Genomic DNA, 22,876 nt, shown 5'->3' on the forward strand with positions numbered 1-22,876 from the left:
AGGGGTTATGTGAATGGATACATGGATTAATGCCTTACCGTATTTACTGGAAGGCTTGCAAATTACACTCTATATTTTCTTTATCGCCATTATTATCGGATTTCTAATTGGTCTGCTTATGGCCCTGCTGCGCTTGTCGCCGTTTAAAATATTGAACTGGATCGCCAAGATATTCGTTGATGCAATCCGGGGTACACCGTTTATCGTTCAATTGTTCTTCATTTACTTTGGATTGAACTCATTAGATTTTATTTCAATGGACAATACCACAGCCGGTATTGTAACGGTGGCAATTAATGCCGGGGCTTATTTCTCGGAAATCATCCGGGCCGGTATTCAATCGATCGATAAAGGGCAAACGGAAGCGGCGCGTTCACTGGGTTTAAATTCGACTCAAAATATGCGCCACATTATCTTGCCGCAAGCATTCAGAAGAATGCTGCCGACTTTTACCAACCAGGCAATTATTTCCCTGAAAGATACTTCGCTCTTGTCAGTAATCGGTGTTGCCGATTTGACCCAGGAAGGGCGTATCCAGGCAAGTGCCACTTTCCAGGCGTTTGAAATCTACTTGCTGCTTGGTATTATTTACTTCATCGTCATATACTTGCTCTCCATGCTGGCGAGCTTTGTAGAAAGGAAGTTTGTATTACGATGACTATGATCAGAGTGGAAAACCTAAAAAAATCATTCGGTGATCTTGAAGTTATAAAAGATATGAGTACAGTGGTCGAAGAAAAGGAAGTCATCTGTGTTATCGGTCCATCCGGTTCAGGTAAAAGTACTTTTCTTCGCTGTTTGAACCGGCTGGAAGAGATTACGGACGGCCATGTTTATATTGAAGGTGTCGATATTACGGATCCGAAGAATAATATCAATAAAATTCGTCAGGACGTCGGCATGGTGTTCCAACAGTTCAATCTGTTTCCGCATAAGACGGTGATGCAAAATGTAACACTGGCGCCTATGAAACTGAAAAATATGGACAAAGCCGCTGTTGAGAAAAAAGCGTATGAATTGCTCGATAAAGTAGGGTTGCGCGAAAAGGCAAAGGCTTATCCAGGCGAACTTTCAGGTGGACAAAAGCAGCGCGTCGCGATTGCGAGAGCGCTTGCCATGGACCCGAAAATCATGCTGTTTGATGAGCCGACATCTGCACTTGACCCTGAAATGGTCGGAGATGTGCTTGATGTAATGAAGGAACTTGCGCGGGAAGGCATGACAATGGTGGTTGTAACCCACGAAATGGGCTTCGCTGCTGAGATGGGCGACCGTGTGCTGTTTATCGATGGCGGTTATATCGTCGAAGAAAATGTTCCGAAGGAATTATTCGGCAATCCGCAGCACGAACGGACGAAAGCATTCTTGAGCAAAATTTTGTAGACAGAAAAACTCCTTACCGAGATTTCGGTAAGGAGTTTTTGTTTGTTGAAAAAGAAAAAGCTTAGTAATCGATATTGCGCAAAACAGCTTCGAAGACATTAGCCGACGCTTGCGAGGCTAAGTCTTTGCGACGAAGCAGCGCAGCGATGCAGGAGCACGATTTTAAATACTTGTAGATTACGCACTTCGCCGAAACGGAGTTGGAAAGCCAACTCCGTTTCTGTCCCTGCATCGCTGCGCTAGCTTCGAGACATTAAAAGATATGCAGCGAAATGATTAAAGCAGATGATATTTCTCGACAGTTAAAGATCCTTACCGGAAAAATTCCGATAAGGATCTTTTTGCTTCTTATTCTTCGTCAAACACATGTACTTTCGTCATTTTGTCGCCGTTTTTCATTGCGCGTGCAACTTCCACGCCTGCAGCGTCGACTTGGCCGAACACAGTGTGTACGCCGTCAAGATGCGGCTGAGGCTCGTGAACGATAAAGAATTGGCTTGAGCCAGTATCTTTTCCTGCATGTGCCATTGATAGGCTGCCAGCTTGGTGTTTACGTGGGTTGCCTTCAGTTTCACACTTGATCGTTTTGCCGCTGCCGCCAGCGCCAGTTCCAGTCGGGTCGCCGCCTTGGCTAACGAAGCCTGGAATTACACGGTGGAATGTTACATCGTTATAGAAACCGGAATTTGCCAGTTCCTCAAAGTTTGCTACAGTATTTGGTGCTTCATTCGGGAAAAGTTCGAAATTGATAATTTCGCCGTTTTCCATGTGGATGTGGCCTTTTTTCGCCATTAAAAACATCTCCTTTTCGGTTTGTTCATTCTCAAGTATAGCGATTTTGATGGTCTGTGTATAATGATTTGACGGTTTACAGCGCTTTCAGCAAGCCGCCGTCGACAATCAGCGATTGGCCGGTCATATAAGAATTGGCAGAAGACGCAAGGAAAACAAGGGTTTTAGCGAATTCTTCCGGCTCTCCCATACGACCTCGCGGAATCTGTTTCTCGGTGTTTTCAACGACTTGTTCAACCGTCAGGTTCTGTTTGTCAGCAGCAATCTGATTGAGTTCAGCTACCCGATCCGTTGCAATTTTGCCTGGTCCGACTGTATTGACCATGATGTTATCGCCAGCCACTTCACGCGCCAGGGTTTTTGCGAAACCGACCATCCCTGCGCGGAAGGTATTTGATAAAATAAGCCCGTCCAGAACTTCTTTGGTCGAAGAAGACGATACATTTACGATGCGCCCGAATTGCTGCTCTTTCATATAAGGGAGCACGGCACGGGAAGCACGGATATAACTTAAAAGATTCTGGTCAAAAGCTTTGTACCAGTCTTCATCCGTTACACCATCAAAGCCGCCAGCTTTCGGTCCGCCGGTATTGTTGATCAGGACATCGACGCGCCCTGCTTTTTCGACGACAAAAGCGAAGAAATCCGCGATGTCCTGTTCATTTGTCATATCACATGATTTATAGAAGACCTGGTCGTTCTGCGTTTGCTGTTTGATTTCTTCCGCAGTCTGCTGTAATTTTTCTTCACTTCTGCTTGAAATAAAAACGATTGCCCCTTCTTTGGCAAATTCCATCGCTGTCGCTTTTCCAAGCCCTTTACTGGAAGCCATTACCGCCACCACTTTATCCTTCAATCCTAAATCCATCCGTTATTCACCCTTTCCGTTTAATCTACAATTCTCAGTTTACCGAATCACACGGGATAATGCAGTTTAATAGTTTTGGAATTCTGAATTTTTCTACTTGTCCAGACTCCAGCGGCCCAACTCTTCGGGTCATAAGCCAGCCCAGCTGTGCGGCCACGGCCGCTTCGCTGGCCTGTCTTGTGCCTGTCAGAGCTGAACGGGCGCTTTCGTATTTCTTTGCAAATCTCCGTCAATAGTCCAATGGCGTGAAATAGGATAGAATATGATAGGATATATATATTGATACTAATGGGAGTGTTTTAAATGGAAGAACGCGAAATTTTTGATATTACGATTATCGGCGGCGGGCCAACAGGCTTGTTTGCTTCCTTTTATGGCGGAATGCGCAAGATGAAGGTGAAGATTTTGGACAGTTTGCCACAACTTGGCGGCCAATTGACAGAACTTTATCCTGATAAATATATTTACGATGTTGGAGGATTTTCAAAAGTATTGGCGAAGGATCTGGTGGATAACCTGACTGTACAGGCCAATTACGGCGATCCGACAATTTGTCTGGAAGAAACAGTGTCAGCAGCAGAACGCCATGGAGATCATTTTGTAATCCGTACTGATAAAGGTGAACATTACTCGAAAACGATCCTATTGACTGCAGGAGTCGGGGCTTTCCAGCCGCGGAAGCTGGCAGTTGAAGGTGCTGAAGAGTTTGAAGGGAAAACTTTGCATTACGGAGTGAAAGATCTTACGATGTTCAGTGGTAAAAAAGTTGTTGTTCTTGGTGGAGGAGATTCCGCAGTGGATTGGGCTATGATGCTGGAAAATGTAGCTGATCAGGTAACTTTGAGCCATCGCCGTGAAAAAATGACGGCACATGAAGCTAATGTTGATACAATGATGGCCTCTACTGTAAACGTCATGAAGCCTTATGGTGTTCAGGAGTTGGTCGGTGAAAACGGAGAAATCCGTGAATTGGTGCTGATCGATAAAGAAGGCAACGAAGAACGCCTTGAAGTCGATCACGTCATTGTAAACTACGGAAATATTACATCTTTGGGGCCGCTGAAAGAGTGGGGCCTTGAGATGGAGAAAAACTCCGTTGTTGTCAATTCCAAAATGGAGACGAGCATCGAAGGCATCTATGCTGCCGGAGACGTAGCCACTTACGAAGGAAAAGTGAAATTGATTGCAGTAGGATTCGGCGAAGCGCCGACAGCCATCAATAACGCGAAAGCGTATCTTGATCCGAAATCCAAAGTTCAACCGCTTCACAGCACGAGTGTATTTAAGTAATTTTGAGCGTTCCCGCATTGCGCGGGAATGCTTTTTTATTGCTGTGTAATTGTATTATTATGGTAAAATAAGTGTAGAAACGGCTGTGCATCAGTCGATGACAGTATAACGAAAAGGGCGGTCTGCATGGGAAAACTCTTCTTTTACAGCGATCAGATAGCAGAAACACAAGGAAATAAAAGAATGGATCATCTGCTTTTAGAAGGCTTGGATCCCGCACACACCAAGATAGCCTACATACCTTCTACCGAAGATAAAGAAAGGAAGTATTTCAATCTTAAGGCCGAGTATTACCGGGATTATGGAGTCCGGGAAATGATGTTTTTCGATCTGTACGGTGAGTTCGATTCGGCGAAAATCAATGAACTGCTGCAATGTGACATCATACATCTTTCTGCCGGAAATCCGATGGAACTGCGGCAAGCCTTGAAACGCAGAAATATGGACGGACATTTACAGGTTTATTTCGAACAGGGTGGGATTTTTGCGGGGGTAAGCGCGGGGGCTGTGCAATTTGGCAAATCGACGAAACTGTTTCAGTTGTATGCTGGTGATGCCAACGAGACACAGGAAGCATTGCAATTTGTCGATTTCGAATTCCTTCCTCATTACAACCGCTGGAATGATGCCTTTAAAAAGCAGGTATGGGATTATGCCCGAACGACCGGAACCACCGTTTATGCAGGGAATGACGGAGATGGCTTGATTGTGGAGGACGGTGATATTCGGTTCATCGGAGATATTACTGCCATTAGCGGTGAATAAATTACAGCTTACATATTGCAATGAAAAAAGCATTTCCGCTATAGAAGCGGAAATGCCTTTTTTATTGCCTTCTGACTCTCTTGGTTTTATTGACCAGGGGGTCTTGCGAAGCGGCTTTGAAGAATGCCACACCCATCAGCAGGATGACCACGGAAAATGGCAGGGCCGCAATAATGAGGATATTCTGCAATCCTTGTGTTCCGCCGGAAAAGATGACGATGGCTGCGACGGCTGACTGGATCAACCCCCATGTAATCTTCACAAGGTTTGGCGGATTAATCATGCCGCCGGTCGTCTGCATGCCCAGTACGAAAGTAGCTGAATCCGCAGAAGTGATAAAGAAAATGGCAACTACGAATAGAGTCATGATCGACATTACAGTTCCGAGTGGATAATTCTGCAGCACACCGAAAGTGGCAGTTTCCAAGCTGTACTCGGAAATCATTGCGATTCCATTTTGTTCAAGATTAAGTGCTGATGCACCGAATACCGCGAAAAAGATGAAGCAGACGATAGAAGGGACGAATAATACACCCAAAATAAATTCCTTTACAGTACGTCCGCGGGAAATCCTTGCGATGAAAATACCTACAAAAGGCGCCCACGAAATCCACCATGCCCAGTAGAAAATCGTCCAGCCATTCACCCAAGCGCGGCGGTCAGTATTCAAAGGTTCAAGATGGAAGCTCATTGAGAAGAAATTGGACAGGTAACCTCCTAGGCTGTTTGTAAATGTATCCAAAATGTAGAGCGTCGGTCCGACGATCAATAACAGGATTACAAGTGCAAAAGCCAGCACCATATTAATATTACTCAGATATTTGATCCCTTTCCCAATCCCTGACCAGGCTGAAACGATGAAAAGGACGGTGGCGACTGCAAGTATTAACAGTTGAAATGGAAAGGTATTGGGAGTTCCAAGAAGGAAGTGCATCCCTTCATTGATTTGGGCAGAACCAAAACCAAGTGTAGAGGCGACGCCGACAATAGTGGCAAAAACAGCCAGAACATCAATCAATTTGCCAATTGGGCCAGCCATACGTTTTTTGCCGAACAAGGGAATCAGCGTTGCACTGATAAGTCCAGGGGCCCCGTTATGGAATTTCGAATAAGCCAGTGCCAATGCGACAAGACCATATACGGCCCATGCATGCAGTCCCCAATGGAAGAAAGAAAACTGCATGGCTTCTGTGATGGCCTGGTTTGTACCGGTTTCTGCCCGTGGAGCACTGATGAACGCATGGGAAATCGGTTCTGAAGTGGTCCAGAAAACCAATCCCATCCCCATCCCTGCGCTGAACAGCATCGCAAACCAGGAAAGCAGGGAGAATTCAGGTTCATCTTCCGATTTGCCAAGTTTTATAGAAGAAAAGCGTGAAAAGATGAGATAAATGCAGAAAACAAGAATAAGAAAAACAGTGGTCAGGTAATACCAACCGAACACACTTGAGATATCAGCTGTCAGATTGCCTGTCAGCTCCTTGAAGTTTTTGGGTATGAAAAACCCCCACATCACAAGGGCGAGACAGATCGCCAGTGAAATCCAAAACACGGATGTAACATTTTTCAAATTGGTTCCTCCTAAAATAAAGCTATTTTGCAGTGGAATTAAGATGAAGAAGCGCGCCGGTTAAAACAGCATCTCTTTTTCAGGGCTGTAAACTTTCCATTCCCAAAGCAAATAAAAGTAGTATCAGACGCTATGTATAAAGGTTTTGCTTCTTATTTGCTTTAGCCTATTTTACATAGGCATAAACGCAAACGCAAAAAAGCAGAATAAATTTGCTGCTAATTTATCTCGAACTCACAATAAATAGTTATATTACAATCTGTAATATAACGCACTTTAACGTAACGTAATTGTTAAATTTGAACTGTCGTTTTGTCATTGTACTGAAATGTTTAAGTGTTATAGTTTGTCTTGTGTTAGTGAAAAGGAGGAATTTCATTTATGAAAAAGCAAATCGTTACACTAACTGCAATCGCAGCATTAAGTGTAGGCGCGGCAACAACAGCAAGCGCTGACTCAACGTATACAGTCAAATCCGGTGACACTCTGTGGGGCATCTCACAAGCCAACAATGTTTCAGTAAGTGAGTTAAAAGGATGGAACGATCTATCATCAGATCTAATCTTCCCGAAACAACAGCTTAGCATTGGGGAAGAAAAGCAAGAGGCAGCAGCAGAGAAATCATCTTATACAGTTAAAAGCGGAGATACTTTGTATCGCATCGCAGTAAATCACGGAATTTCTTTAGACCAGCTAATGAGCTGGAACGGCATTACAGGCCACTTGATCTATCCTGGTGACAAATTGGTAGTCAGCGGCGGAACAGCAATCTCAGTTCCAAAAGCTCCTGCTCCAGCAGCTACAACAGCACCAGCGCCAGCGCAGTCAACTGCACCGGCACAATCTTCAGCACCGGCAACAGCACCACAATCCGGTAAAGAAATGACAGTATCAGCAACAGCTTACACAGCTTATTGCACAGGATGCTCAGGTATCACTGCAACAGGTATTGACTTACGTTCGAACCCGAACCAAAAAGTTATCGCAGTAGACCCGACAGTTATCCCACTTGGATCTACAGTATGGGTTGAAGGCTATGGAACAGCAATCGCTGGAGATACTGGCGGAGCTATCAAAGGAAACAAAATTGACGTGTTCATCCCGTCAAGAGATGCAGCTCTTCAATGGGGCCGCAAAAACGTAACAATCAAAATTCTTAAATAGAATAAACTAGCTACAAAGCCGAGGTGACCATTCCCTTGGCCTTTTTTTATGGGAAAAATCTGGTGCAGGCTTTGAGAAAGTGATTAATTTGTAAGAAGATTCCGATATTTAGTGGAATTCACTTGTTTAATTCGATACACTGAGAGAGAACGATGATGCAATGAAGTAGAATCCGTTAATGGGAAAAAATATGTACCATAGGAGGATGCAGCATGCCGATGAACATTAAAGTGATAGAGGATTTAAGCAAAGTGGATGTTTCAAAATTGGTGGAAGAAAGTGAAGCGGAAGGATACCGATTCCTAAGACGACTGGTCAATCAATACGAGGATGGCACGAATACATTCAATAAAGCGGGTGAAGTGCTTTACGGAGTTTGGGATCCAGCCGGTGAATTAGTGGCAATCGGCGGTTTGAACAGAGATCCTTATTCCGATAAAAGCGGAATCGGCAGACTGAGAAGGTTTTATATTTCCGAGCATGCACGCAGGCAAGGCATAGGCACGAAATTGCTGAAAGAGATTTTAAATTACGGCCAAGGCCATTTCAGTGAAATTGTAGTGCGCACCGACTCATCCAATGCGGATGCTTTTTATAGGGCGAACGGATTCTCCGGTGATCTCGGCATGCCTGACGTTACGCATTCTATCGTATTGGATAACGAATATTCCAAAGAAGCGAAGTAATTATAGAAGGAACAGGAAATGGCTGCCGGAAAGTTCCGGTGGCTTTTTCATTTTGTTTGCTGATTCACAGGTTATAGCGCAAAGTAATATATGTATGAGAATTCAGTCCTTACATGGCAAAAAATAATTGAAAAGAGATGGAATATGAGAAAAGTGACAGTAACGGATTATCAACCGGAGTGGAAAAGGAAATTTCAACAGGCAGCAAAAGAAATCAAACAGATTTTCAGGGAAGAATGTATTGAAATCCACCATATTGGCAGTACATCAATAGAAGGAATGGCAGCTAAACCGGTTATAGATATAATGCCTGTGGTCCGCGAAATAGAGTCTGTTGACCGAGTGATCCGCGAAATGGAGAAGCTTGGCTATGAATCGAAAGGCGAGAATGGACTCCCAGGCCGCAGATATTTCCAGCGGGGCGGCGATGAGCGTACTCATCATATACATATATATGCTGAAGGAAACCCGGAAGTCGACAGACATTTAGCATTCAGGAATTATTTAAGGCAAAATCCCCAAGAGGCGGAAGAATATGGTATGTTGAAAAAGAAGTTGGCACATGATTTTCCATATGATATCGACCAATATATTGCCGGCAAGGAAGAACTGGTTGCCCGCATCGAAAAAAATGCAGGAGGAGAGATTTGATGGAAATGTCGAATTGGAAAGGCGCTTCCGGTATCTGCTTCAATGATAATAGAGAAGTTTTGATGGTATTGCAGGGACCGCCGGACGAAGAAAAGAAATGGGCCTTGCCTGCGGGACCGCCGGAAGGGGACGAAACGCTTGAAGAAAGTTGTGTTCGTGAATTCTTCGAAGTAACAGGGCTTATGGTCCGCATTCTTAAAAGTGCAGGAGTGAAAAAAGACAGCTTTGACAATTCTGATGTCTCGGTGGAATTGCATTATTTTTTGGTTGAAATTATCGGCGGTGAAATCACGGTTCTGGAAGGCGACCCCTGGATTCAGGAAATTACCTGGCAGCCGATTGAAAAGCTGGAGTTATTGGACCTTGCTGATCCGGAGGAAGCGGAACTGATTAAATCTGTACTCAAAAACTAGAGATGGAACATGGGGGATGGGAAACTTGGAGATGTTCGGAAGGGTAATGATGGCGTTGTTTATTGGGGTAGCCATTTGTTTTTTCGGGCTGCCTGTCCTGTTTATCGCAGCGTTAAATGGAGATTTGCATTTCATCGGCCTTATTGTTGCTGCAATGCTTTCCGTCTGGCTGTTATATATTTTCTCAGACATCGAATTATACAAAAAGCCGAAAGGCAAGAAAATCGCTGCTGGAATTATCGGTCTTTGTCTGGTGATCGGCGCTTCTTTTTCAATTCCGCATTTTTATAAGCAAAGTTTTGCGGAGGTTGATGGGGAAGTGGACCTTTATGAATATGAGCCTTTTACAGACAGCGGTAAGTTGGCGCAGCCGGATGCCCCTTCCAGTTTTAAAATAGAAAACGAGTTGCCGAAGCTTGATGGTGCAACCGCACTTTATCCCTTGTATGCCGCATTTACTGAAGCAGTCTATCCGAGCGGACAGTATCTGCCTTATGATCCCGCTTTCAGCAAAGTAGTTTCGACGACCACTCCTGAAGCATATGACCGGCTCATTGAAGGCAAGGTGGACATCATTTTTGTTGCCGGTCCGTCCAGCGGTCAAATAAAAAAAGCCGAAAACTTGGGTGTTGAACTAAAAATGACTCCAGTCGGACGTGAAGCGTTTGTCTTTTTCGTCAATTCCCGAAATCCTGTGGATGGTTTGAAGAGTGAAGAAATTAAGGGGATTTATTCGGGTGACGTGAAAAATTGGTCGGACGTCGGCGGAAAGAATGACGAAATCCGTGCTTTTCAACGTCCGGTAGATAGCGGAAGCCAGACGACATTCCTCAAATTTATGGAAGATACTCCAGTCCAAGAGCCGGAAATAGAAGAAATGGCTTCCGGTATGGGCGGCATCATCAGTGAAGTGGCTAGTTACAGAAACTATAAAAATGCCATCGGCTACACGTTCAGGTTCTTCGCGGTGGATATGGTGCAAAACGATAAAATCAAATTATTGGCGATTGACGGAGTGGAGCCGACCATTGAAACGATTCGTTCAGATGAATATCCATTGTCTTCGGAATTCTATGCTGTAACGGCAGGGTCTGATAATCCCAATATAGAAGCTTTTATCGATTGGATTGTTTCGGAAGAAGGACAGGAATTGGTGGAACGCACCGGTTTCGTTTCTATTGAGTGAAGGATTAGAAATCACAGGAGCGGGTATTTTATAGAGTAACGACCCATTGAAGGAGGGGAAGGCGTGAAGAAGGATAAAGAAAATCACGAAGGTGAAGAATTGATTCCTGAAGTCGAGCCCCGTCGAAATGCGCCAAATGAGAAAGAAATGGATCCTATGCCGGATCGTGACTTGGAGTACCAAGAAAATTCCAATGAAAAATACAGAGACCAAAATTAAAAATGTTGAAAAAGCAAGTCTTTGCGGGCTTGCTTTTTTAGTTGTTCACTGTATGGAATATTCTGATTTTGGATTGACTGTTTTGCCGATATTGATTAGAATGGAACAAATGAACGAAGGAGGTGGGTATGATGAATCAAACTGGTAAGCGCATGACGGAGTGTCAGGAATATCTCTACATTCTGCATGGCGTCACTTTCACTGGAATCGATGCAAGGGAGAAGTCTGTCCTTTTTCAGCTAATCGAATCGTGTGAAATTTACCAGTAAGAGACATCTGCCTGCAAACGGAATTACCAAAAGGCATGCGTCTTTGCATGCCTTTTTTGTTTTGGCCGGCGTCTCTTCCACAGATGAAAGGAAGAGAACTATGATAATCAGCCAATTTCAACATTTACAATGCCATTTTGCGACACATAAATTATTCAATCATATAAAAGGGGAAGTTGCGGAGGGCAAACGAATCGGCCTTGTCGGCCGCAATGGCGAAGGGAAAACGACGCTGCTGAACATTCTGGCCGGCGACCTGGAACCGGAAGAAGGAACGGTGACCTGGAAAAAAGGAAGTGTCGTCGGTCTATTGAAGCAAACCCCCGACGAACAAGGAGATAGAGCGGTCCATAATTTACTGACTTCTGTATTTGCGGAGCTCACTGAAACGCAGGAGCAATTGAAGATGATGGAGAAGCGAATGGAAACGGCAGCACCAGCGGAACTGGAAAAGCTGCTGTCACGTTACGGAAGCGCTCAGGATGAGTTCATTCGGCGCGGGGGTTATGAGATTGATGTCCGAATCGATCAGGTATTGAACGGTTTAAAAATTTTCCATCTGAAACACGAGAGTTGGGAACATCTGAGCGGCGGCGAGCGGACTAAAGTTGGACTCGCGAAACTATTATTGCAGGAACCGGATCTTCTGCTGCTTGACGAACCGACGAACCACCTTGATCTGGAGGCGATTGAATGGCTGGGCTCATTCATCAGCCATTACAAAGGAACTGTGGTGCTGGTCTCGCATGACCGTTATTTTCTTGATGAGACTGTTACACATATTTGGGAGCTGGATCAGGGAGAACTGATTCAATATACAGGGAATTATTCCTCTTATGTGAAAGAGCGGGAAGCGCGGCTATTGATTGAGTTCCAGCAGTTCCAGGACCAGCAGAAAAAGATACAGAAGATGAAGGAAACGATCAAGCGCTTGAAAGAATGGGCGAACCGGGCCAATCCGCCGAATGCAGGAATGCACAGGAGAGCCAAAAGCATGGAGAAGGCATTGGCGCGGATAGAAGTGCTCGACCGGCCGGTTCTTTCCAGAAAACAGATGGCCCTCGATTTTCAATCCGGTGAGCGCAGCGGCCGTGACGTAGTATTAATGGAAGACGTTTGGAAAGGTTATGGAGAGCGTATACTTTTCCACGATGCTTCACTTCATATCCGGTTTGGTGAACGCGTGGCCATTGTCGGTTCCAACGGGACAGGCAAAACGACCTTGCTCAACCTCATACTCGGCAAGGAAGAAATTGATGCCGGCGTGATTAGAGCGGGCACCAGCTTATCCATCGGGCACTTATCACAGCATACGCTGGAAATGGACAACGACCGGAGTATTATTGACGAATTCCGGGATGTGGTGCCGGTATCCGAATTCGAAGCCAGGCATTTATTGGCGAAATTCCTGTTCTTTGGAAACATGGTCTTCCAGCCGGTACGGCAATTGAGCGGCGGCGAACGGATGAGGCTGCGTCTTGCGCAATTGATGCATATGAATCATAACCTCTTGGTATTGGATGAGCCGACCAACCATTTGGATCTGGAAGCAAAAGAAGTTATGGAAGAAGCATTGGCGGACTTTCCTGGTACGATTATTGCGGTCTCCCATGACCGTTACTTCCTGGATAAATTGTTTCCGGTGACCTATTGGCTCCATGACCAGCAGATTGAACGTTTCGAGGGCGGATATTCTGCAGCGAAAACCAAGCGCAGTCTGATGGCCGTTGAATAATATTTTCCCTATAAAGCTTGTAAGGCTTGTGGTTATGGCATAATAGGGAGAGTTATGAATTTGACTATCGAAGGAGCAAATGGAATTATGGCTGCAATTGGTACAATACCAACTAATATATCTTTACTCAGTGCTCTTGATCATATAGGGGAAACGATTATGATTGCGGATACTTCCTATAATATCAGGTGGATGAATTCGGAAGCCTGCCGTCTATTGACTGAAGTATCTCCTTTATACGGAATAGAGAGTTGCGAAGAAATGATCGGGATGAATATGGATTTATTCCATAGAATGCCGGAACATCAAAAAAAAGTGATGGGCGAGTTAAAAGATGTCCACCGGGCAAGGATCAACATCCGGAATGAGTTTGTCACGGATATTGTCATCACCCCAATCGATGGTGAAGAAGGCGGTATTGACGGCTATATCATTATGCTGATGGATGTTACTACCCAAGCAGAAGAGAAAGAACGGACGGAAAAACTTATCAAGGAATTGTCTATTCCAATGCTGCATATTTGGGACAAGACTCTCGCACTTCCATTGATCGGAGAATTTGATAAAGCGCGTTCCGACCAATTGACTGCCACTGTCTTGACTGAATGCGCTGAAAAAAGCATTGAATATGTCTTGCTTGATTTGAGCGGCATTACGGAATTCGAGAACCAGGTGCGTTATCAGATCCAAATGATGGCGGATAGCCTCAGTTTAATCGGCACTTCCTGCATTTTGGTTGGCATCAGCCCGCAACTGGCAATGTCGATTGTCCAATTGGAAAGTAATATCCCTACATTCAGTTCAGCTAATTCTGGGCTGCATTATATTATGGGAAAACAGAATCAATAAGAAAAGCGCAAGCGCCTGTCCAGCTCTGAAAGGCATAAGACGAAACAGCGAAGTGGCGTTCTTTGCCACGCAGCTGGGGCGGCTTATGACCCGAAGAGCTAGGCGCTGGAGTCTGGACAGCGCAACACTCGTTTTAAGAACCTTTTGAATTAGAAGAGTTATACTTTTTTAACCATAAGAAAAGCGGCCATCTGAACTTCAGATGTGCCGCTTTATTTTGTCTCTGGTGGTGCTTCAATCCATTCCTGGGACCAGCTTTGGATTTCATCCATAACCGGTTTCAGCGATTTTCCTTTTTCAGTCAGTTCATATTCGATACGGACTGGAGTTTCCGGATAAACGGTGCGTGAAACGAGCCCTTGGACTTCAAGATTTTTCAGACGTTCGGAAAGCAAGCGTCCGCTGATGCCGATTACTTCGGTCAACTGGCTGAAACGCTGAGGACCTGATAAAAGCTGATAAATGATTAAACCTGTCCAGCGCTGGCTGAGGATGGAAATGGCAGATTCGAAACGGGGACAGATAACGGATGTGTCCATGATTGCTCACTCCTTTCTTCATATAATAGCACAGCTCTCCTCTAATATAAAAGAATTTAGTTACTTGACACTTTATAGTAACTAAATTACAATTGGTTACATAAAGTAACTAACTAATAAATGAAATGAGGACTGCAATATGAGCTTTCATCAAAAACCTGTAACTTATACAGATGAAGTCGGATTAAAAGTACTCGATCTTGCAGGGATGAAGAAGTTTTACCAGGACATCATCGGATTTCAAGTGATTTCTGAAAATGCCAATGAAGTTCGCCTTGGCACAGACGGGAAAAGTTTGATCAGATTGTCAGCCCGTGACGGGTTGCAGCCGAAACCGGATCGATACGCCGGCTTATACCATTTCGCGATTTTATTGCCGAGCCGTAAAGAACTGGGGAAAATCCTTTTGCATCTTCACCAGCAGGGGATTCGCCTTGGTTCATCCGATCACCTGGTGAGCGAAGCACTGTACCTATCGGACCCGGAAGGAAACGGCATTGAAATATACCGTGACCGCGATCCGGAAGAATGGAAATGGAATAACGGTGAAGTGTTGATGGCGGTTGATCCAATCGATGCAGAGGGAGTAGTGCAGGAAGCTGCTCTGTCCAAGGAAAGCTGGAGCGGCATGCCGTCGGGTACTGTAATGGGCCACGTTCATCTGCATGTATCAAACCTTAACGAAGCGCAAGAGTTTTATACTGAAGGTCTTGGATTTGAAGTTGTGACTTCGATGGGCGGCCAGGCATTATTCTTATCCGACCAAAAATACCATCACCACATCGGGCTCAATGTCTGGAACGGCACCGGCATTCCGGCTCTTCCGGACCAAGCGGCCGGTTTGGATTTCTACACACTGGTTTTCGCTGACGAAGCCAAGCGCAGCCAAACCGCTGAACGCCTTCGCGCACTCGGCGCAGAAGTGACAGAAACAGCGGATTATTGGGAAACGCGCGATCCATCCGGCAATAAAATCAGGATGGCAGTTTAATGAAATATAGTAAGATCCCGGCTCAGTTCAACTTTGAGCGGGGGTTTTTTTATAGAATTTTATTTTCTGAAAGTTTAAAAAACAGAATGAGAGAATGCTATAATTTTTTTGTATCCAAATGAAGGGGGTGTGGAATGGAAAGAGATGACGCAATTTTATTGACGGAATTGAAAGCACTTGAAGCTTTGATCAGCCGATTGCCCGCACAACATTCTTACCGAAAATTTCTGGAAGTGGAATTGCATCGGACAAGTGCTGGTAAGCGAGGAGAGGAAAAACTGCTTAAAAAATTGGCTGAATTTAATTGGAAGGAAACCCATTTAATCCTTCCGGATGTGAGTTTGAGCCGGGACAATATGAAAATTCAGCTGGACAGCCTGTTATTGACGCATTCACAAGCAATCATAATTGAATCGAAAAATATTCACGGAAAGATCCATTTTGACGTCTCCACCGGCGAATTTTTCCGATATGATAATGATGGGAAAAAGACAACAATGGAAGATCCGGCGATCCAACTGAAGAGGAATATGCGTTTTTTTGATGATTGGTTGAAATCAAAGAAACTGGACCTTGCCGTAAAAGGTCTTATCGTTTTTACATCTAAAGAATGTGAATTCATCTCCAAACCGCAGAACGTCCCCGTCTGCAAAACATACCAACTCCATGATTATCTCTACAGCATGCTCGAAGCGACATCCCAGCAGTCACCAATCAATTTAAAAAAACTGAAAAAATTAATCGAAAGCCAGCAGACGCCATACAAGAGAATCCCCCTATGCGATTATTATCGTATTGAACCATCGATTTTGATCAAGGGTGTTCGCTGCGGGAAATGCGGAAGTTTTGGGAGCGGCACAATAAAAAGAATTTATTGGTATTGCAATAAATGCGGCAATGCCGATGCGCATGCCATGCATAATACATTAAAGGAATATTTCACATTGGTAAGCCATACGATTTCCAATAGCGAATTACGGAAATTTTCACTGTTGGAATCCCGTCATGCAGCCTCCAGAATCCTGTTGAAATATGACCTGGAGATAAGCGGTGAACAAAAAGTGCGGCTGTACCGGGTTAGACTGCCAAATTGAAGGGAAATTACCTTTGCCGATCACAAATGAGTGGTAGCCGATCATAAAGTGTCCGTAGCCGATCACAAATGGTTGGTAGCCGATCATAAAACGGTCTTAGCCGATCACAAATTTCCGCACAGTAGCTCTTTTGTCTACAAAAAGCATGTGCCACATCTTTTTACTCTAAAAATCTTCTGATTTAAGGTGTGCCAGTTGCGAAATAGCATAAAATATTAAAAATCTCGTCGAAATGCACAAAAAATATCAAATTAAAAAGGTATGCGCAAACTCGGCGCATACCTTTTTATTGGTCAAAAGAAACTTTGGAGCAGCTTTGACCATTTTTCATGAAAAATATGTCGTCAGCGTTTTTTGCTGATAATTGTGAGATTGCATAACGGTCTGCGGCAGCCGAATGGTTTGCCCGCATTTCCTGGTAGGCCAGCTGGCGTTCCTGGCTCTTTAACTCTTCCAACGGGTTGCCGTAGAACAAAAGCAGGATTGATCCAAATGCAACGGTGATTAAAGTGATGCCCAGAAATGAAAGGAACCCCTTCATATGAAACCCCGCTTTCTAGTGTTTGCTTATTATATGGAACGCAGAGCGGACAGAAAGGTTCCCTGTTGATGTATGCTGCCGTCTGGGTGATACTTATTTTAATAAATACGTTCAAAAAAGGAGGGATCGGTTTGCTGTCATTGCAAACGAAAATTTGTCTTTTGTTCGGTATCGAAATTCCGGTTATCCAGGCAGGCATGGCCGGAGGGCCGGCAACTGCGAAGCTGACTGCGGCTGTAAGTGAAGCGGGCGGTTTGGGAACATTGGGGGCAGCCTATATGGAGCCTGAAGCATTGCGAAAGGCGATTGCTGAAATAAAAGAAGCTACGGGGCAGCCGTTTGCAGTCAATATCTTCACATCTAAAGACAAAGACGATTTCTCCCGACTTGTGGATGTACAGCACGCCTTAGCTCCATTCCGAAAAGAATTAAAGATTGAAGAACCTCAAATTACAAGCTCAGCGGATTGGAGCCGGCAGCAATTCGACATCTGTATGGAAATGGGAGTCCCGGTCGTCAGCACGGCTTTTGGTTTATTGGAACCGGAGCAGATGGAGGCGGCCAAAGCAGCGGGCATCCCAATAATCGCTATGGCGACAACCGTGGAGGAAGCGAAACAGGCCGAAAGCTCAGGCGTTGACGCGGTAGTTGCTCAAGGAAGCGAAGCGGGTGGGCATAGGGGGACGTTTTCCCTCAAAACTCATTCGAATGGTGCACAAATCGGCACACTGTCACTGGTTCCGCAAATTGTGGATGCAGTCAAAATTCCTGTCATCGCAGCGGGCGGCATTGCTGATGGACGCGGCCTCATCGCAGCCCTTGCTCTTGGTGCCGATGCCGTACAAATCGGTACGCGCTTCCTGTTGGCTGAAGAAGCCGGTACGCATCCTGCTTATCAGCAGAAATTGATGGATGCGAATGAAGAACAGACAGTTGTAACCAAAAACTTTTCGGGCCGTCCCGCACGCGCTATAAAAAATCGTTTTCTGTCAGAATTTGAAGAAATGGGAACCCAACCGCTGCCTTTTCCGTCTCATAATACAGTTACGAGAGATATTCGTGCAGCTGCCGCTAAACAGGGCAACAGCGAATTCATGTCCCTGTGGGCAGGTCAGTCACTCAGGCTCATAAACGGCAAGGCATCGGCAGCTGAGATGATCGGCGAAATCATGGAGGACGCCCGAAACATCATTGGAGAATAGCGCTTTGGAATCAGCAGATTTCTGCAGGATAATCACAGCGGGCATGATATACTTATAAAAGTGATTTTTTAAAAAGAGGAGATTGGCTAAATGGAATGGAAAAATATATACCGCGGCATTTTGATGGGCATCAGTGACTTGATCCCCGGCGTCAGCGGAGGAACTATCGCGTTTATTTTAGGGATTTATGATCGTTTGCTTGAAGCGATCAGCGGATTTTTCAGCCGTGAATGGAAAAAACATCTGGGCTTTTTGGTTCCGCTCGTAATTGGGGTTGGAGTGACGTTGCTTCTTTTCAGCCGGGTCATCGAGTTTTTGCTCGAGCATCATTACGAAGCGACGCAATTCTTTTTCATGGGGCTGATCTTAGGCGTAATCCCCTATATTATGAAGCAGGCTGAAGTGAAACGGAATTTCACGAAACGCCATTTCGCTGTTTTGATCCTGATCGGAATCGCTTTGGCTTCAACAGCGTTCATCGGAACAAACGAAGATATAGCACCGATTGAGCAATTGAGTGTGCCGGTCTTCTTCACCCTCTTTTTCTCCGGCTGGCTTGCCAGTATGGCGATGTTGCTTCCGGGAATCAGCGGCTCGTTCATTCTTTTACTGTTGGGCGTCTACACGACAGCGATCAACGCTTTGTCGACTTTGAATATTCCAATTGCCCTGGCGATCGGTGCCGGCGTCATTGTCGGATTTATCGTCAGCAGTAAAGCAATACGCTATTTGCTCGAGAACTACACATATGTAACATATGCGGCAATTATCGGGCTGATTCTTGGTTCTTTGTTTGTTGTATTCCCAGGTTTCGCTTCTGACACGATGACCTTGGTGACAAGCCTGATCACCTTCACTGTCGGTTTGGTATTCACCTTGCTGTTCAGTTCGCCGAAGAAAACCGTCATTACCGATTAATCAATAAATACGGAAAGCCCTCTGATTTTAGAGGGCTTTTTTTGGGGGGGAAGATTTCTGCACACTTGTGTCTTTTGTAAGTAAAAATAAACTTTGGTGGATTGAATTCAATTATTTGGAAATTAAAGAGGGCATATCTATCTTTTTATTTCTACATAAGGATTTCGGCTTTGTCCGAAGTTCTTTTTGCTTTATAGAACGGCGTGGAGAGATTAAACTGAACAGAAGAGGTGATTGCGCGTGCGAAAATTATTCTTATTGTTGGTCATTGTCGCTTTGGTTTATTTCGCACGGCCGCTTTGGGAAGAACCGGTCGGCGAGTATGTGGATTTGAGTTTTCTTGACACTGTTGAAAATGCCATTGGAAATCTCGCTGACGGCCCGGATGTAACAGAAGCACTCGACGAGGCGAAGGAATTTACCACACGCTTCGCGAGCCAATTGCAATCACTGGTGAGGTCAGATACAGCTGAAATGCCGGAAGCTGTCGAAAAACCTGAACTGTCCGAAACTGATTCTGTGTTCGCCATCCATAATGTCACAATCGGCATGTCCAAAGAAGAAGCACAGGTCAAAGTGGGATTGCCGCTTCGCCTGATGAAGAACGAGTATGGAACCGATTGGCACAGCTATCATACCAATTACCAGAATTACGTGCTGCTGGCTTACGATAAAGACGGCAATGTCAACGGCATGTTCACGAATCAGAATTTAATTTCTTCCACTGAAGGCATTACGATGGCCTCCAATAAAGAAGAAGTACGCAGTCAATTTGGGGTTCCGTTGAAGAGCCTTCAAAAAGGGAATGTCCAGTACATTCTCGATACCCGCGAAGAATACGATTTATTTAAAGTCGGTGATTTGTATATCACGGTTTTCTATGATATTCACGAGGAAAGCACAGTGACGGCCCTCCAGGTCATCCATGAAGATTTAGAGGAAGACCGTCCCGAAATTTATGCCGCGCCTGATGACGAACTTCGCGAAGGTTATGAATATCTGCTGTTCGAGCTGACGAATTCGGCCCGGATCCAGCGGGAATTGCCGCTTTTGAAATGGGACGAACAGGCAATGCTGACAGCGCGTAAGCATAGTGAGGATATGGCGGAAAATGAATACTTCAGCCATACCAATAAAGAAGGAGAGTCGCCATTCGACCGGATGTCGGACGATGGCATCAACTTTTTCGTCGCCGGTGAAAATTTGGCATACGGCCAGTACAGCAGTATTTTCGCTCACGAGGGTCTGATGAATTCCATTGGCCACCGTGAAAATATAGTCAAGCCTGATTTTGGCTATCTAGGTGTCGGTGCAGCATTCAACAGCGAAAACCAGCCGTTTTATACAGCTAATTTCTTTAATAGATGATATTGACAATGTGGCAAAAAGCCGGTCCGCTAAGCGGATCGGCTTTTTTGGTGTGTTTTTGGCGAGTTGGGCGTATTTGAGTGAAAGTTGGGCATAAATCAGCTGAAGTTGGGCGTATTTCGACTAAAGTTGGGCGTATTCGGTCCGAAGTTGGGCATAAACTGAAAATCGTTAAAAATTATAAGAGTTTTGAAACCATTCTCTTTCAGGTGCGTATGATAAGAGTGCCGAATACATAAAAAAGCTGACCCTCGTCAAAGGGTCAGCAAACGTTTCGTTTATTTTATTAGTTAAGCAGGAGCCATGCCAGAACGACAAGCGGTCCGACAATGAAGCAGTAGATTGCGAAATATTTCAATTGTCCTTTGGCCATTATGTTCATGAACCATTTAAGGGAGAAGTACGAAGCGATCAGTGAGCCGATGAAGGCCATGATATAAGGTACGGCCAATGTGGCAAGGTTGTCATCGTTCAGAATATCGGAGATGCTGAGAACAGCGCCGCCAAGGCTGATCGGGATGAACAGCAGGAAAGAAAAGCGCAATGCCGTTTCCTGGTTGATGCCGCGTGCCATTGCCGCAACGATTGTGGCACCGCTGCGGCTGATGCCTGGAATCAGGGCTACAGATTGAGCAAGCCCGATAATGATGGCATCTTTCATCGTCAAGTTGCCGTCTTTGCGTTTGCCATGGATGTCGCGGATCAGCCAAAGCGCAAACCCTGTGATGACCAAAGTAACGCCGACGGTTACAATAGTGGAAAGGTAATCATCGATGGTGTCCTGGAAAAGCAAGCCGATTATGGCTGCGGGAATAGTTGCTACTACCAGGTAAACGATGAACATGAAATCGCGTGTCGTTTCTTCGTCTTTTACTTTGAAAAACCTCACGCCGTTGACGATTAGGCGCTGGATGTCTTCGCGGTAAATGATGAGTACAGCAATCAGCGAAGCAGTGTTGACCAGCAAGGCAAATGTAGACACACTGCCTTCGATTTCGACATCAAGAAAGTATTGGGCGATCAGCAAATGTCCGCTGGAGGAAATCGGAATCGGTTCCGTCAATCCTTGAAATAAGCCAAGCAGTAAAAATTTTATCGTAAGCCATAATTGTTCCATTTAAAAATAACTCCTTCTTCGTGTTTAAGATTATGTATAGGCAATGGTTTAGACGCAACAGCAACAGTAAAGTTCGCTTTCACAAAGAATAATAATAACATAATTTCATGGTAAACTGGGTATACCGTAGAAATAAAAGGAGGGAAACTTTTGACAAATAAACTTTGGTTCCAAGCAGGAGTCGGAATTATCCTGGCTTTAGTCATTATTCGTTTATTTATAGAAGTACAAGGGATATTCGACCCGCTATTCATTATCGCAGGAACAATATTTGTGCCGCTGCTTCTTGGCGGAGTACTGTTTTATCTGACACGTCCCATTCTTTACTTTCTTGAAAAACGCGGACTGCCGAAATGGGCGTCCATTATCAGTATCATTCTTGCGATTGTACTGGTTTTTTGGGTTCTTTATGCCTTGATCGGACCGGTTGTAACGGACCAGGTCAACTCTTTGGTAGATAGTGCGCCGGAAATTATAGAAGACGTCGAAGGTTATGCACAATATCTGCTGGATCAGCGCAGCCGTCTGCCGGATAGCGTACAGGAACAGATTAACGGAATGACCGATAATATCGGTGATTGGGCGAGCAACATCGGCTCGGTATTGATGTCGTTCATTACCGGTTTGATTTCAGGAATCGTATCGTTGATTCTTGTGCCGTTTTTCTTGATTTACCTGTTAATCGATCATAAGAAGTTCGTGCCTTTCGTCTCAGGGTTCTTTTCAGGAGAACGGAAATCATGGATCATCAAAGCCTTGCAGGATATTGACAAGACATTGAGAGCGTATATCCAGGGGCAGTTATTCGTCAGCTTCCTGGTTGGACTCATGCTGCTGATCGGATATTGGATTATTGACCTGGAATATGCATTGCTGTTGGCCCTGATTGGTATGGTGACGAACGTCATCCCATTCCTCGGCCCATATATCGCAGTAATACCAGCTGTTATCATTGCATTGGTGACTGATCCGGTTAAAGTGATCTGGGTACTGGTCATCATGCTCGTAGCCCAGCAGATTGAAGGGAACCTGATCACGCCGAATGTCATGGGGAATGCGCTTGATGTTCATCCTTTGACGGTTATCACCTTAATTTTGGCAGCCGGCAGTATCGCAGGTCTTTGGGGCATCATCCTGGCCATTCCTTTTTACGCCGTTGTGAAATCAATTGCGAAAAATGTTTATGCAAGGCGACAGGAAATAAGGGAAACAGCTACACGAGATGTTTAACGAGACCTCCATGAATTCATATTCATGGAGGTTATT

At 44.9% G+C, this 22,876-nt stretch carries 25 protein-coding genes; 19 read left to right on the forward strand and 6 right to left on the reverse strand.

Features of this window, described 5'->3' with window-relative positions; all coding sequences use genetic code 11:
- Nucleotides 1-13 precede the first annotated feature (13 nt).
- Nucleotides 14-658 carry an amino acid ABC transporter permease gene (locus DP120_RS12535; RefSeq protein ID WP_112224024.1) on the forward strand — a complete coding sequence of 215 codons (645 nt, stop codon included), beginning with the start codon at nt 14-16 and terminating at the stop codon, nt 656-658.
- Entirely contained in the window at nt 655-1,383 is a 729-nt protein-coding gene (locus DP120_RS12540) for an amino acid ABC transporter ATP-binding protein (protein WP_112224025.1), read from the forward strand. Before DP120_RS12535 ends, DP120_RS12540 begins: the two co-directional genes overlap by 4 nt.
- A 348-nt stretch (nt 1,384-1,731) precedes the next feature.
- Here the strand turns inward: DP120_RS12540 and DP120_RS12545 are convergent, their stop codons facing one another.
- Together DP120_RS12545 and DP120_RS12550 are read right to left on the reverse strand one after the other, a co-directional pair.
- A complete protein-coding gene (locus DP120_RS12545) occupies nt 1,732-2,175 on the reverse strand; it encodes a peptidylprolyl isomerase (RefSeq protein ID WP_112224026.1) in 444 nt (147 codons plus the stop codon).
- A gap of 76 nt (nt 2,176-2,251) precedes the next feature.
- Entirely contained in the window at nt 2,252-3,043 is a 792-nt protein-coding gene (locus DP120_RS12550) for an SDR family oxidoreductase (RefSeq protein ID WP_112224027.1), read from the reverse strand.
- 303 nt (nt 3,044-3,346) lie between these two features.
- Between DP120_RS12550 and DP120_RS12555 the strand changes: the two genes are divergently transcribed.
- Both DP120_RS12555 and DP120_RS12560 read left to right on the forward strand, forming a co-directional pair.
- Entirely contained in the window at nt 3,347-4,333 is a 987-nt protein-coding gene (locus DP120_RS12555; protein ID WP_112224028.1) for an NAD(P)/FAD-dependent oxidoreductase, read from the forward strand.
- Nucleotides 4,334-4,459: 126 nt separating this feature from the next.
- A complete protein-coding gene (locus DP120_RS12560; protein ID WP_112224029.1) occupies nt 4,460-5,098 on the forward strand; it encodes a Type 1 glutamine amidotransferase-like domain-containing protein in 639 nt (212 codons plus the stop codon).
- A 61-nt stretch (nt 5,099-5,159) separates the two neighbouring features.
- Here the strand turns inward: DP120_RS12560 and DP120_RS12565 are convergent, their stop codons facing one another.
- Nucleotides 5,160-6,668: a BCCT family transporter gene (locus DP120_RS12565; protein WP_112224030.1), complete on the reverse strand. Its 1,509-nt coding sequence runs from the start codon at nt 6,666-6,668 to the stop codon at nt 5,160-5,162.
- Nucleotides 6,669-7,049: 381 nt separating this feature from the next.
- Here DP120_RS12565 and DP120_RS12570 point away from each other — a divergent pair, with 381 nt between their 5' ends.
- The 9 genes from DP120_RS12570 (at nt 7,050) to DP120_RS12600 (ending at nt 13,840) form a co-directional block, all read left to right on the forward strand.
- A complete protein-coding gene (locus tag DP120_RS12570; RefSeq protein WP_112224031.1) occupies nt 7,050-7,832 on the forward strand; it encodes a LysM peptidoglycan-binding domain-containing protein in 783 nt (260 codons plus the stop codon).
- Between the two features lie 212 nt (nt 7,833-8,044).
- Nucleotides 8,045-8,518: a GNAT family N-acetyltransferase gene (locus tag DP120_RS12575; RefSeq protein ID WP_112224032.1), complete on the forward strand. Its 474-nt coding sequence runs from the start codon at nt 8,045-8,047 to the stop codon at nt 8,516-8,518.
- Between the two features lie 144 nt (nt 8,519-8,662).
- Nucleotides 8,663-9,169, forward strand: a complete 507-nt coding sequence (locus DP120_RS12580) for a GrpB family protein (protein WP_112224033.1) — start codon at nt 8,663-8,665, stop codon at nt 9,167-9,169.
- The gene (locus DP120_RS12585; RefSeq protein ID WP_112224034.1) at nt 9,169-9,582 is read left to right on the forward strand and encodes an NUDIX hydrolase; all 414 of its coding nucleotides are present in this window, start codon (nt 9,169-9,171) and stop codon (nt 9,580-9,582) included. The genes DP120_RS12580 and DP120_RS12585 overlap by 1 nt, the downstream gene beginning before the upstream one ends.
- A gap of 49 nt (nt 9,583-9,631) precedes the next feature.
- Nucleotides 9,632-10,768 carry a PstS family phosphate ABC transporter substrate-binding protein gene (locus DP120_RS12590; RefSeq protein ID WP_240612016.1) on the forward strand — a complete coding sequence of 379 codons (1,137 nt, stop codon included), beginning with the start codon at nt 9,632-9,634 and terminating at the stop codon, nt 10,766-10,768.
- Between the two features lie 63 nt (nt 10,769-10,831).
- Nucleotides 10,832-10,987, forward strand: coding sequence for a hypothetical protein (locus DP120_RS18500; RefSeq protein ID WP_165843796.1), 156 nt, complete (start codon nt 10,832-10,834; stop codon nt 10,985-10,987).
- Between the two features lie 131 nt (nt 10,988-11,118).
- Nucleotides 11,119-11,256: a hypothetical protein gene (locus tag DP120_RS18505; RefSeq protein ID WP_165843797.1), complete on the forward strand. Its 138-nt coding sequence runs from the start codon at nt 11,119-11,121 to the stop codon at nt 11,254-11,256.
- A 100-nt stretch (nt 11,257-11,356) separates the two neighbouring features.
- A complete protein-coding gene (abc-f, locus tag DP120_RS12595) occupies nt 11,357-12,991 on the forward strand; it encodes a ribosomal protection-like ABC-F family protein (RefSeq protein WP_112224035.1) in 1,635 nt (544 codons plus the stop codon).
- A 54-nt stretch (nt 12,992-13,045) separates the two neighbouring features.
- Nucleotides 13,046-13,840, forward strand: a complete 795-nt coding sequence (locus DP120_RS12600) for an STAS domain-containing protein (RefSeq protein WP_240612017.1) — start codon at nt 13,046-13,048, stop codon at nt 13,838-13,840.
- Nucleotides 13,841-14,052: 212 nt separating this feature from the next.
- On the opposite strand, the gene DP120_RS12605 is transcribed toward DP120_RS12600, so the two are convergent.
- Complete coding sequence (locus DP120_RS12605) at nt 14,053-14,379, reverse strand: winged helix-turn-helix transcriptional regulator (RefSeq protein WP_112224036.1); 327 nt, start codon at nt 14,377-14,379, stop codon at nt 14,053-14,055.
- 139 nt (nt 14,380-14,518) lie between these two features.
- Here DP120_RS12605 and DP120_RS12610 point away from each other — a divergent pair, with 139 nt between their 5' ends.
- Both DP120_RS12610 and DP120_RS12615 read left to right on the forward strand, forming a co-directional pair.
- A complete protein-coding gene (locus DP120_RS12610) occupies nt 14,519-15,370 on the forward strand; it encodes a VOC family protein (RefSeq protein WP_112224037.1) in 852 nt (283 codons plus the stop codon).
- Nucleotides 15,371-15,504: 134 nt separating this feature from the next.
- Entirely contained in the window at nt 15,505-16,464 is a 960-nt protein-coding gene (locus DP120_RS12615; RefSeq protein ID WP_112224038.1) for a nuclease-related domain-containing protein, read from the forward strand.
- Between the two features lie 286 nt (nt 16,465-16,750).
- Here the strand turns inward: DP120_RS12615 and DP120_RS12620 are convergent, their stop codons facing one another.
- On the reverse strand, nt 16,751-17,005 hold the full coding sequence (locus DP120_RS12620) for a hypothetical protein (RefSeq protein ID WP_112224039.1): 255 nt from the start codon (nt 17,003-17,005) through the stop codon (nt 16,751-16,753).
- A 131-nt stretch (nt 17,006-17,136) separates the two neighbouring features.
- On the opposite strand from DP120_RS12620, the gene DP120_RS12625 reads away from it, so the two are divergent.
- From DP120_RS12625 to DP120_RS12635, 3 genes are all read left to right on the forward strand, one after another.
- Entirely contained in the window at nt 17,137-18,207 is a 1,071-nt protein-coding gene (locus DP120_RS12625) for an NAD(P)H-dependent flavin oxidoreductase (RefSeq protein ID WP_112224040.1), read from the forward strand.
- A gap of 90 nt (nt 18,208-18,297) precedes the next feature.
- Nucleotides 18,298-19,125 (forward strand): DUF368 domain-containing protein, encoded by an 828-nt coding sequence (locus DP120_RS12630; RefSeq protein ID WP_112224041.1) that lies wholly within the window; start codon nt 18,298-18,300, stop codon nt 19,123-19,125.
- 240 nt (nt 19,126-19,365) lie between these two features.
- Nucleotides 19,366-20,493 carry a CAP domain-containing protein gene (locus DP120_RS12635; RefSeq protein ID WP_112224042.1) on the forward strand — a complete coding sequence of 376 codons (1,128 nt, stop codon included), beginning with the start codon at nt 19,366-19,368 and terminating at the stop codon, nt 20,491-20,493.
- Nucleotides 20,494-20,779: 286 nt separating this feature from the next.
- On the opposite strand, the gene DP120_RS12640 is transcribed toward DP120_RS12635, so the two are convergent.
- Entirely contained in the window at nt 20,780-21,610 is an 831-nt protein-coding gene (locus DP120_RS12640; RefSeq protein WP_112224043.1) for an undecaprenyl-diphosphate phosphatase, read from the reverse strand.
- A 150-nt stretch (nt 21,611-21,760) separates the two neighbouring features.
- Here DP120_RS12640 and DP120_RS12645 point away from each other — a divergent pair, with 150 nt between their 5' ends.
- Nucleotides 21,761-22,840, forward strand: a complete 1,080-nt coding sequence (locus DP120_RS12645) for an AI-2E family transporter (RefSeq protein ID WP_112224044.1) — start codon at nt 21,761-21,763, stop codon at nt 22,838-22,840.
- The last annotated feature ends 36 nt before the right edge of the window (nt 22,841-22,876 follow it).

The organism is Planococcus halotolerans (genome assembly GCF_003289955.1).
Taxonomy (GTDB): domain Bacteria; phylum Bacillota; class Bacilli; order Bacillales_A; family Planococcaceae; genus Planococcus; species Planococcus halotolerans.

What these genes read in the sequence shown, in the direction of transcription:
- DP120_RS12615 (WP_112224038.1), top strand. Translation starts at nt 15,505, where the DNA reads ATGGAAAGAGATGACGCAATTTTATTGACGGAATTGAAAGCACTTGAA.
- DP120_RS12590 (WP_240612016.1), top strand. Translation starts at nt 9,632, where the DNA reads ATGGCGTTGTTTATTGGGGTAGCCATTTGTTTTTTCGGGCTGCCTGTC.
- DP120_RS12550 (WP_112224027.1), bottom strand. Translation starts at nt 3,043, where the DNA reads ATGGATTTAGGATTGAAGGATAAAGTGGTGGCGGTAATGGCTTCCAGT.
- abc-f (WP_112224035.1), top strand. Translation starts at nt 11,357, where the DNA reads ATGATAATCAGCCAATTTCAACATTTACAATGCCATTTTGCGACACAT.
- DP120_RS12560 (WP_112224029.1), top strand. Translation starts at nt 4,460, where the DNA reads ATGGGAAAACTCTTCTTTTACAGCGATCAGATAGCAGAAACACAAGGA.
- DP120_RS12545 (WP_112224026.1), bottom strand. Translation starts at nt 2,175, where the DNA reads ATGGCGAAAAAAGGCCACATCCACATGGAAAACGGCGAAATTATCAAT.
- DP120_RS12540 (WP_112224025.1), top strand. Translation starts at nt 655, where the DNA reads ATGACTATGATCAGAGTGGAAAACCTAAAAAAATCATTCGGTGATCTT.
- DP120_RS12600 (WP_240612017.1), top strand. Translation starts at nt 13,046, where the DNA reads ATGAATTTGACTATCGAAGGAGCAAATGGAATTATGGCTGCAATTGGT.
- DP120_RS12570 (WP_112224031.1), top strand. Translation starts at nt 7,050, where the DNA reads ATGAAAAAGCAAATCGTTACACTAACTGCAATCGCAGCATTAAGTGTA.
- DP120_RS12605 (WP_112224036.1), bottom strand. Translation starts at nt 14,379, where the DNA reads ATGGACACATCCGTTATCTGTCCCCGTTTCGAATCTGCCATTTCCATC.
- DP120_RS12555 (WP_112224028.1), top strand. Translation starts at nt 3,347, where the DNA reads ATGGAAGAACGCGAAATTTTTGATATTACGATTATCGGCGGCGGGCCA.
- DP120_RS12620 (WP_112224039.1), bottom strand. Translation starts at nt 17,005, where the DNA reads ATGAAGGGGTTCCTTTCATTTCTGGGCATCACTTTAATCACCGTTGCA.
- DP120_RS12580 (WP_112224033.1), top strand. Translation starts at nt 8,663, where the DNA reads ATGAGAAAAGTGACAGTAACGGATTATCAACCGGAGTGGAAAAGGAAA.
- DP120_RS18505 (WP_165843797.1), top strand. Translation starts at nt 11,119, where the DNA reads ATGAATCAAACTGGTAAGCGCATGACGGAGTGTCAGGAATATCTCTAC.
- DP120_RS12610 (WP_112224037.1), top strand. Translation starts at nt 14,519, where the DNA reads ATGAGCTTTCATCAAAAACCTGTAACTTATACAGATGAAGTCGGATTA.
- DP120_RS12535 (WP_112224024.1), top strand. Translation starts at nt 14, where the DNA reads ATGGATACATGGATTAATGCCTTACCGTATTTACTGGAAGGCTTGCAA.
- DP120_RS12585 (WP_112224034.1), top strand. Translation starts at nt 9,169, where the DNA reads ATGGAAATGTCGAATTGGAAAGGCGCTTCCGGTATCTGCTTCAATGAT.
- DP120_RS12640 (WP_112224043.1), bottom strand. Translation starts at nt 21,610, where the DNA reads ATGGAACAATTATGGCTTACGATAAAATTTTTACTGCTTGGCTTATTT.
- DP120_RS12630 (WP_112224041.1), top strand. Translation starts at nt 18,298, where the DNA reads ATGGAATGGAAAAATATATACCGCGGCATTTTGATGGGCATCAGTGAC.
- DP120_RS12575 (WP_112224032.1), top strand. Translation starts at nt 8,045, where the DNA reads ATGCCGATGAACATTAAAGTGATAGAGGATTTAAGCAAAGTGGATGTT.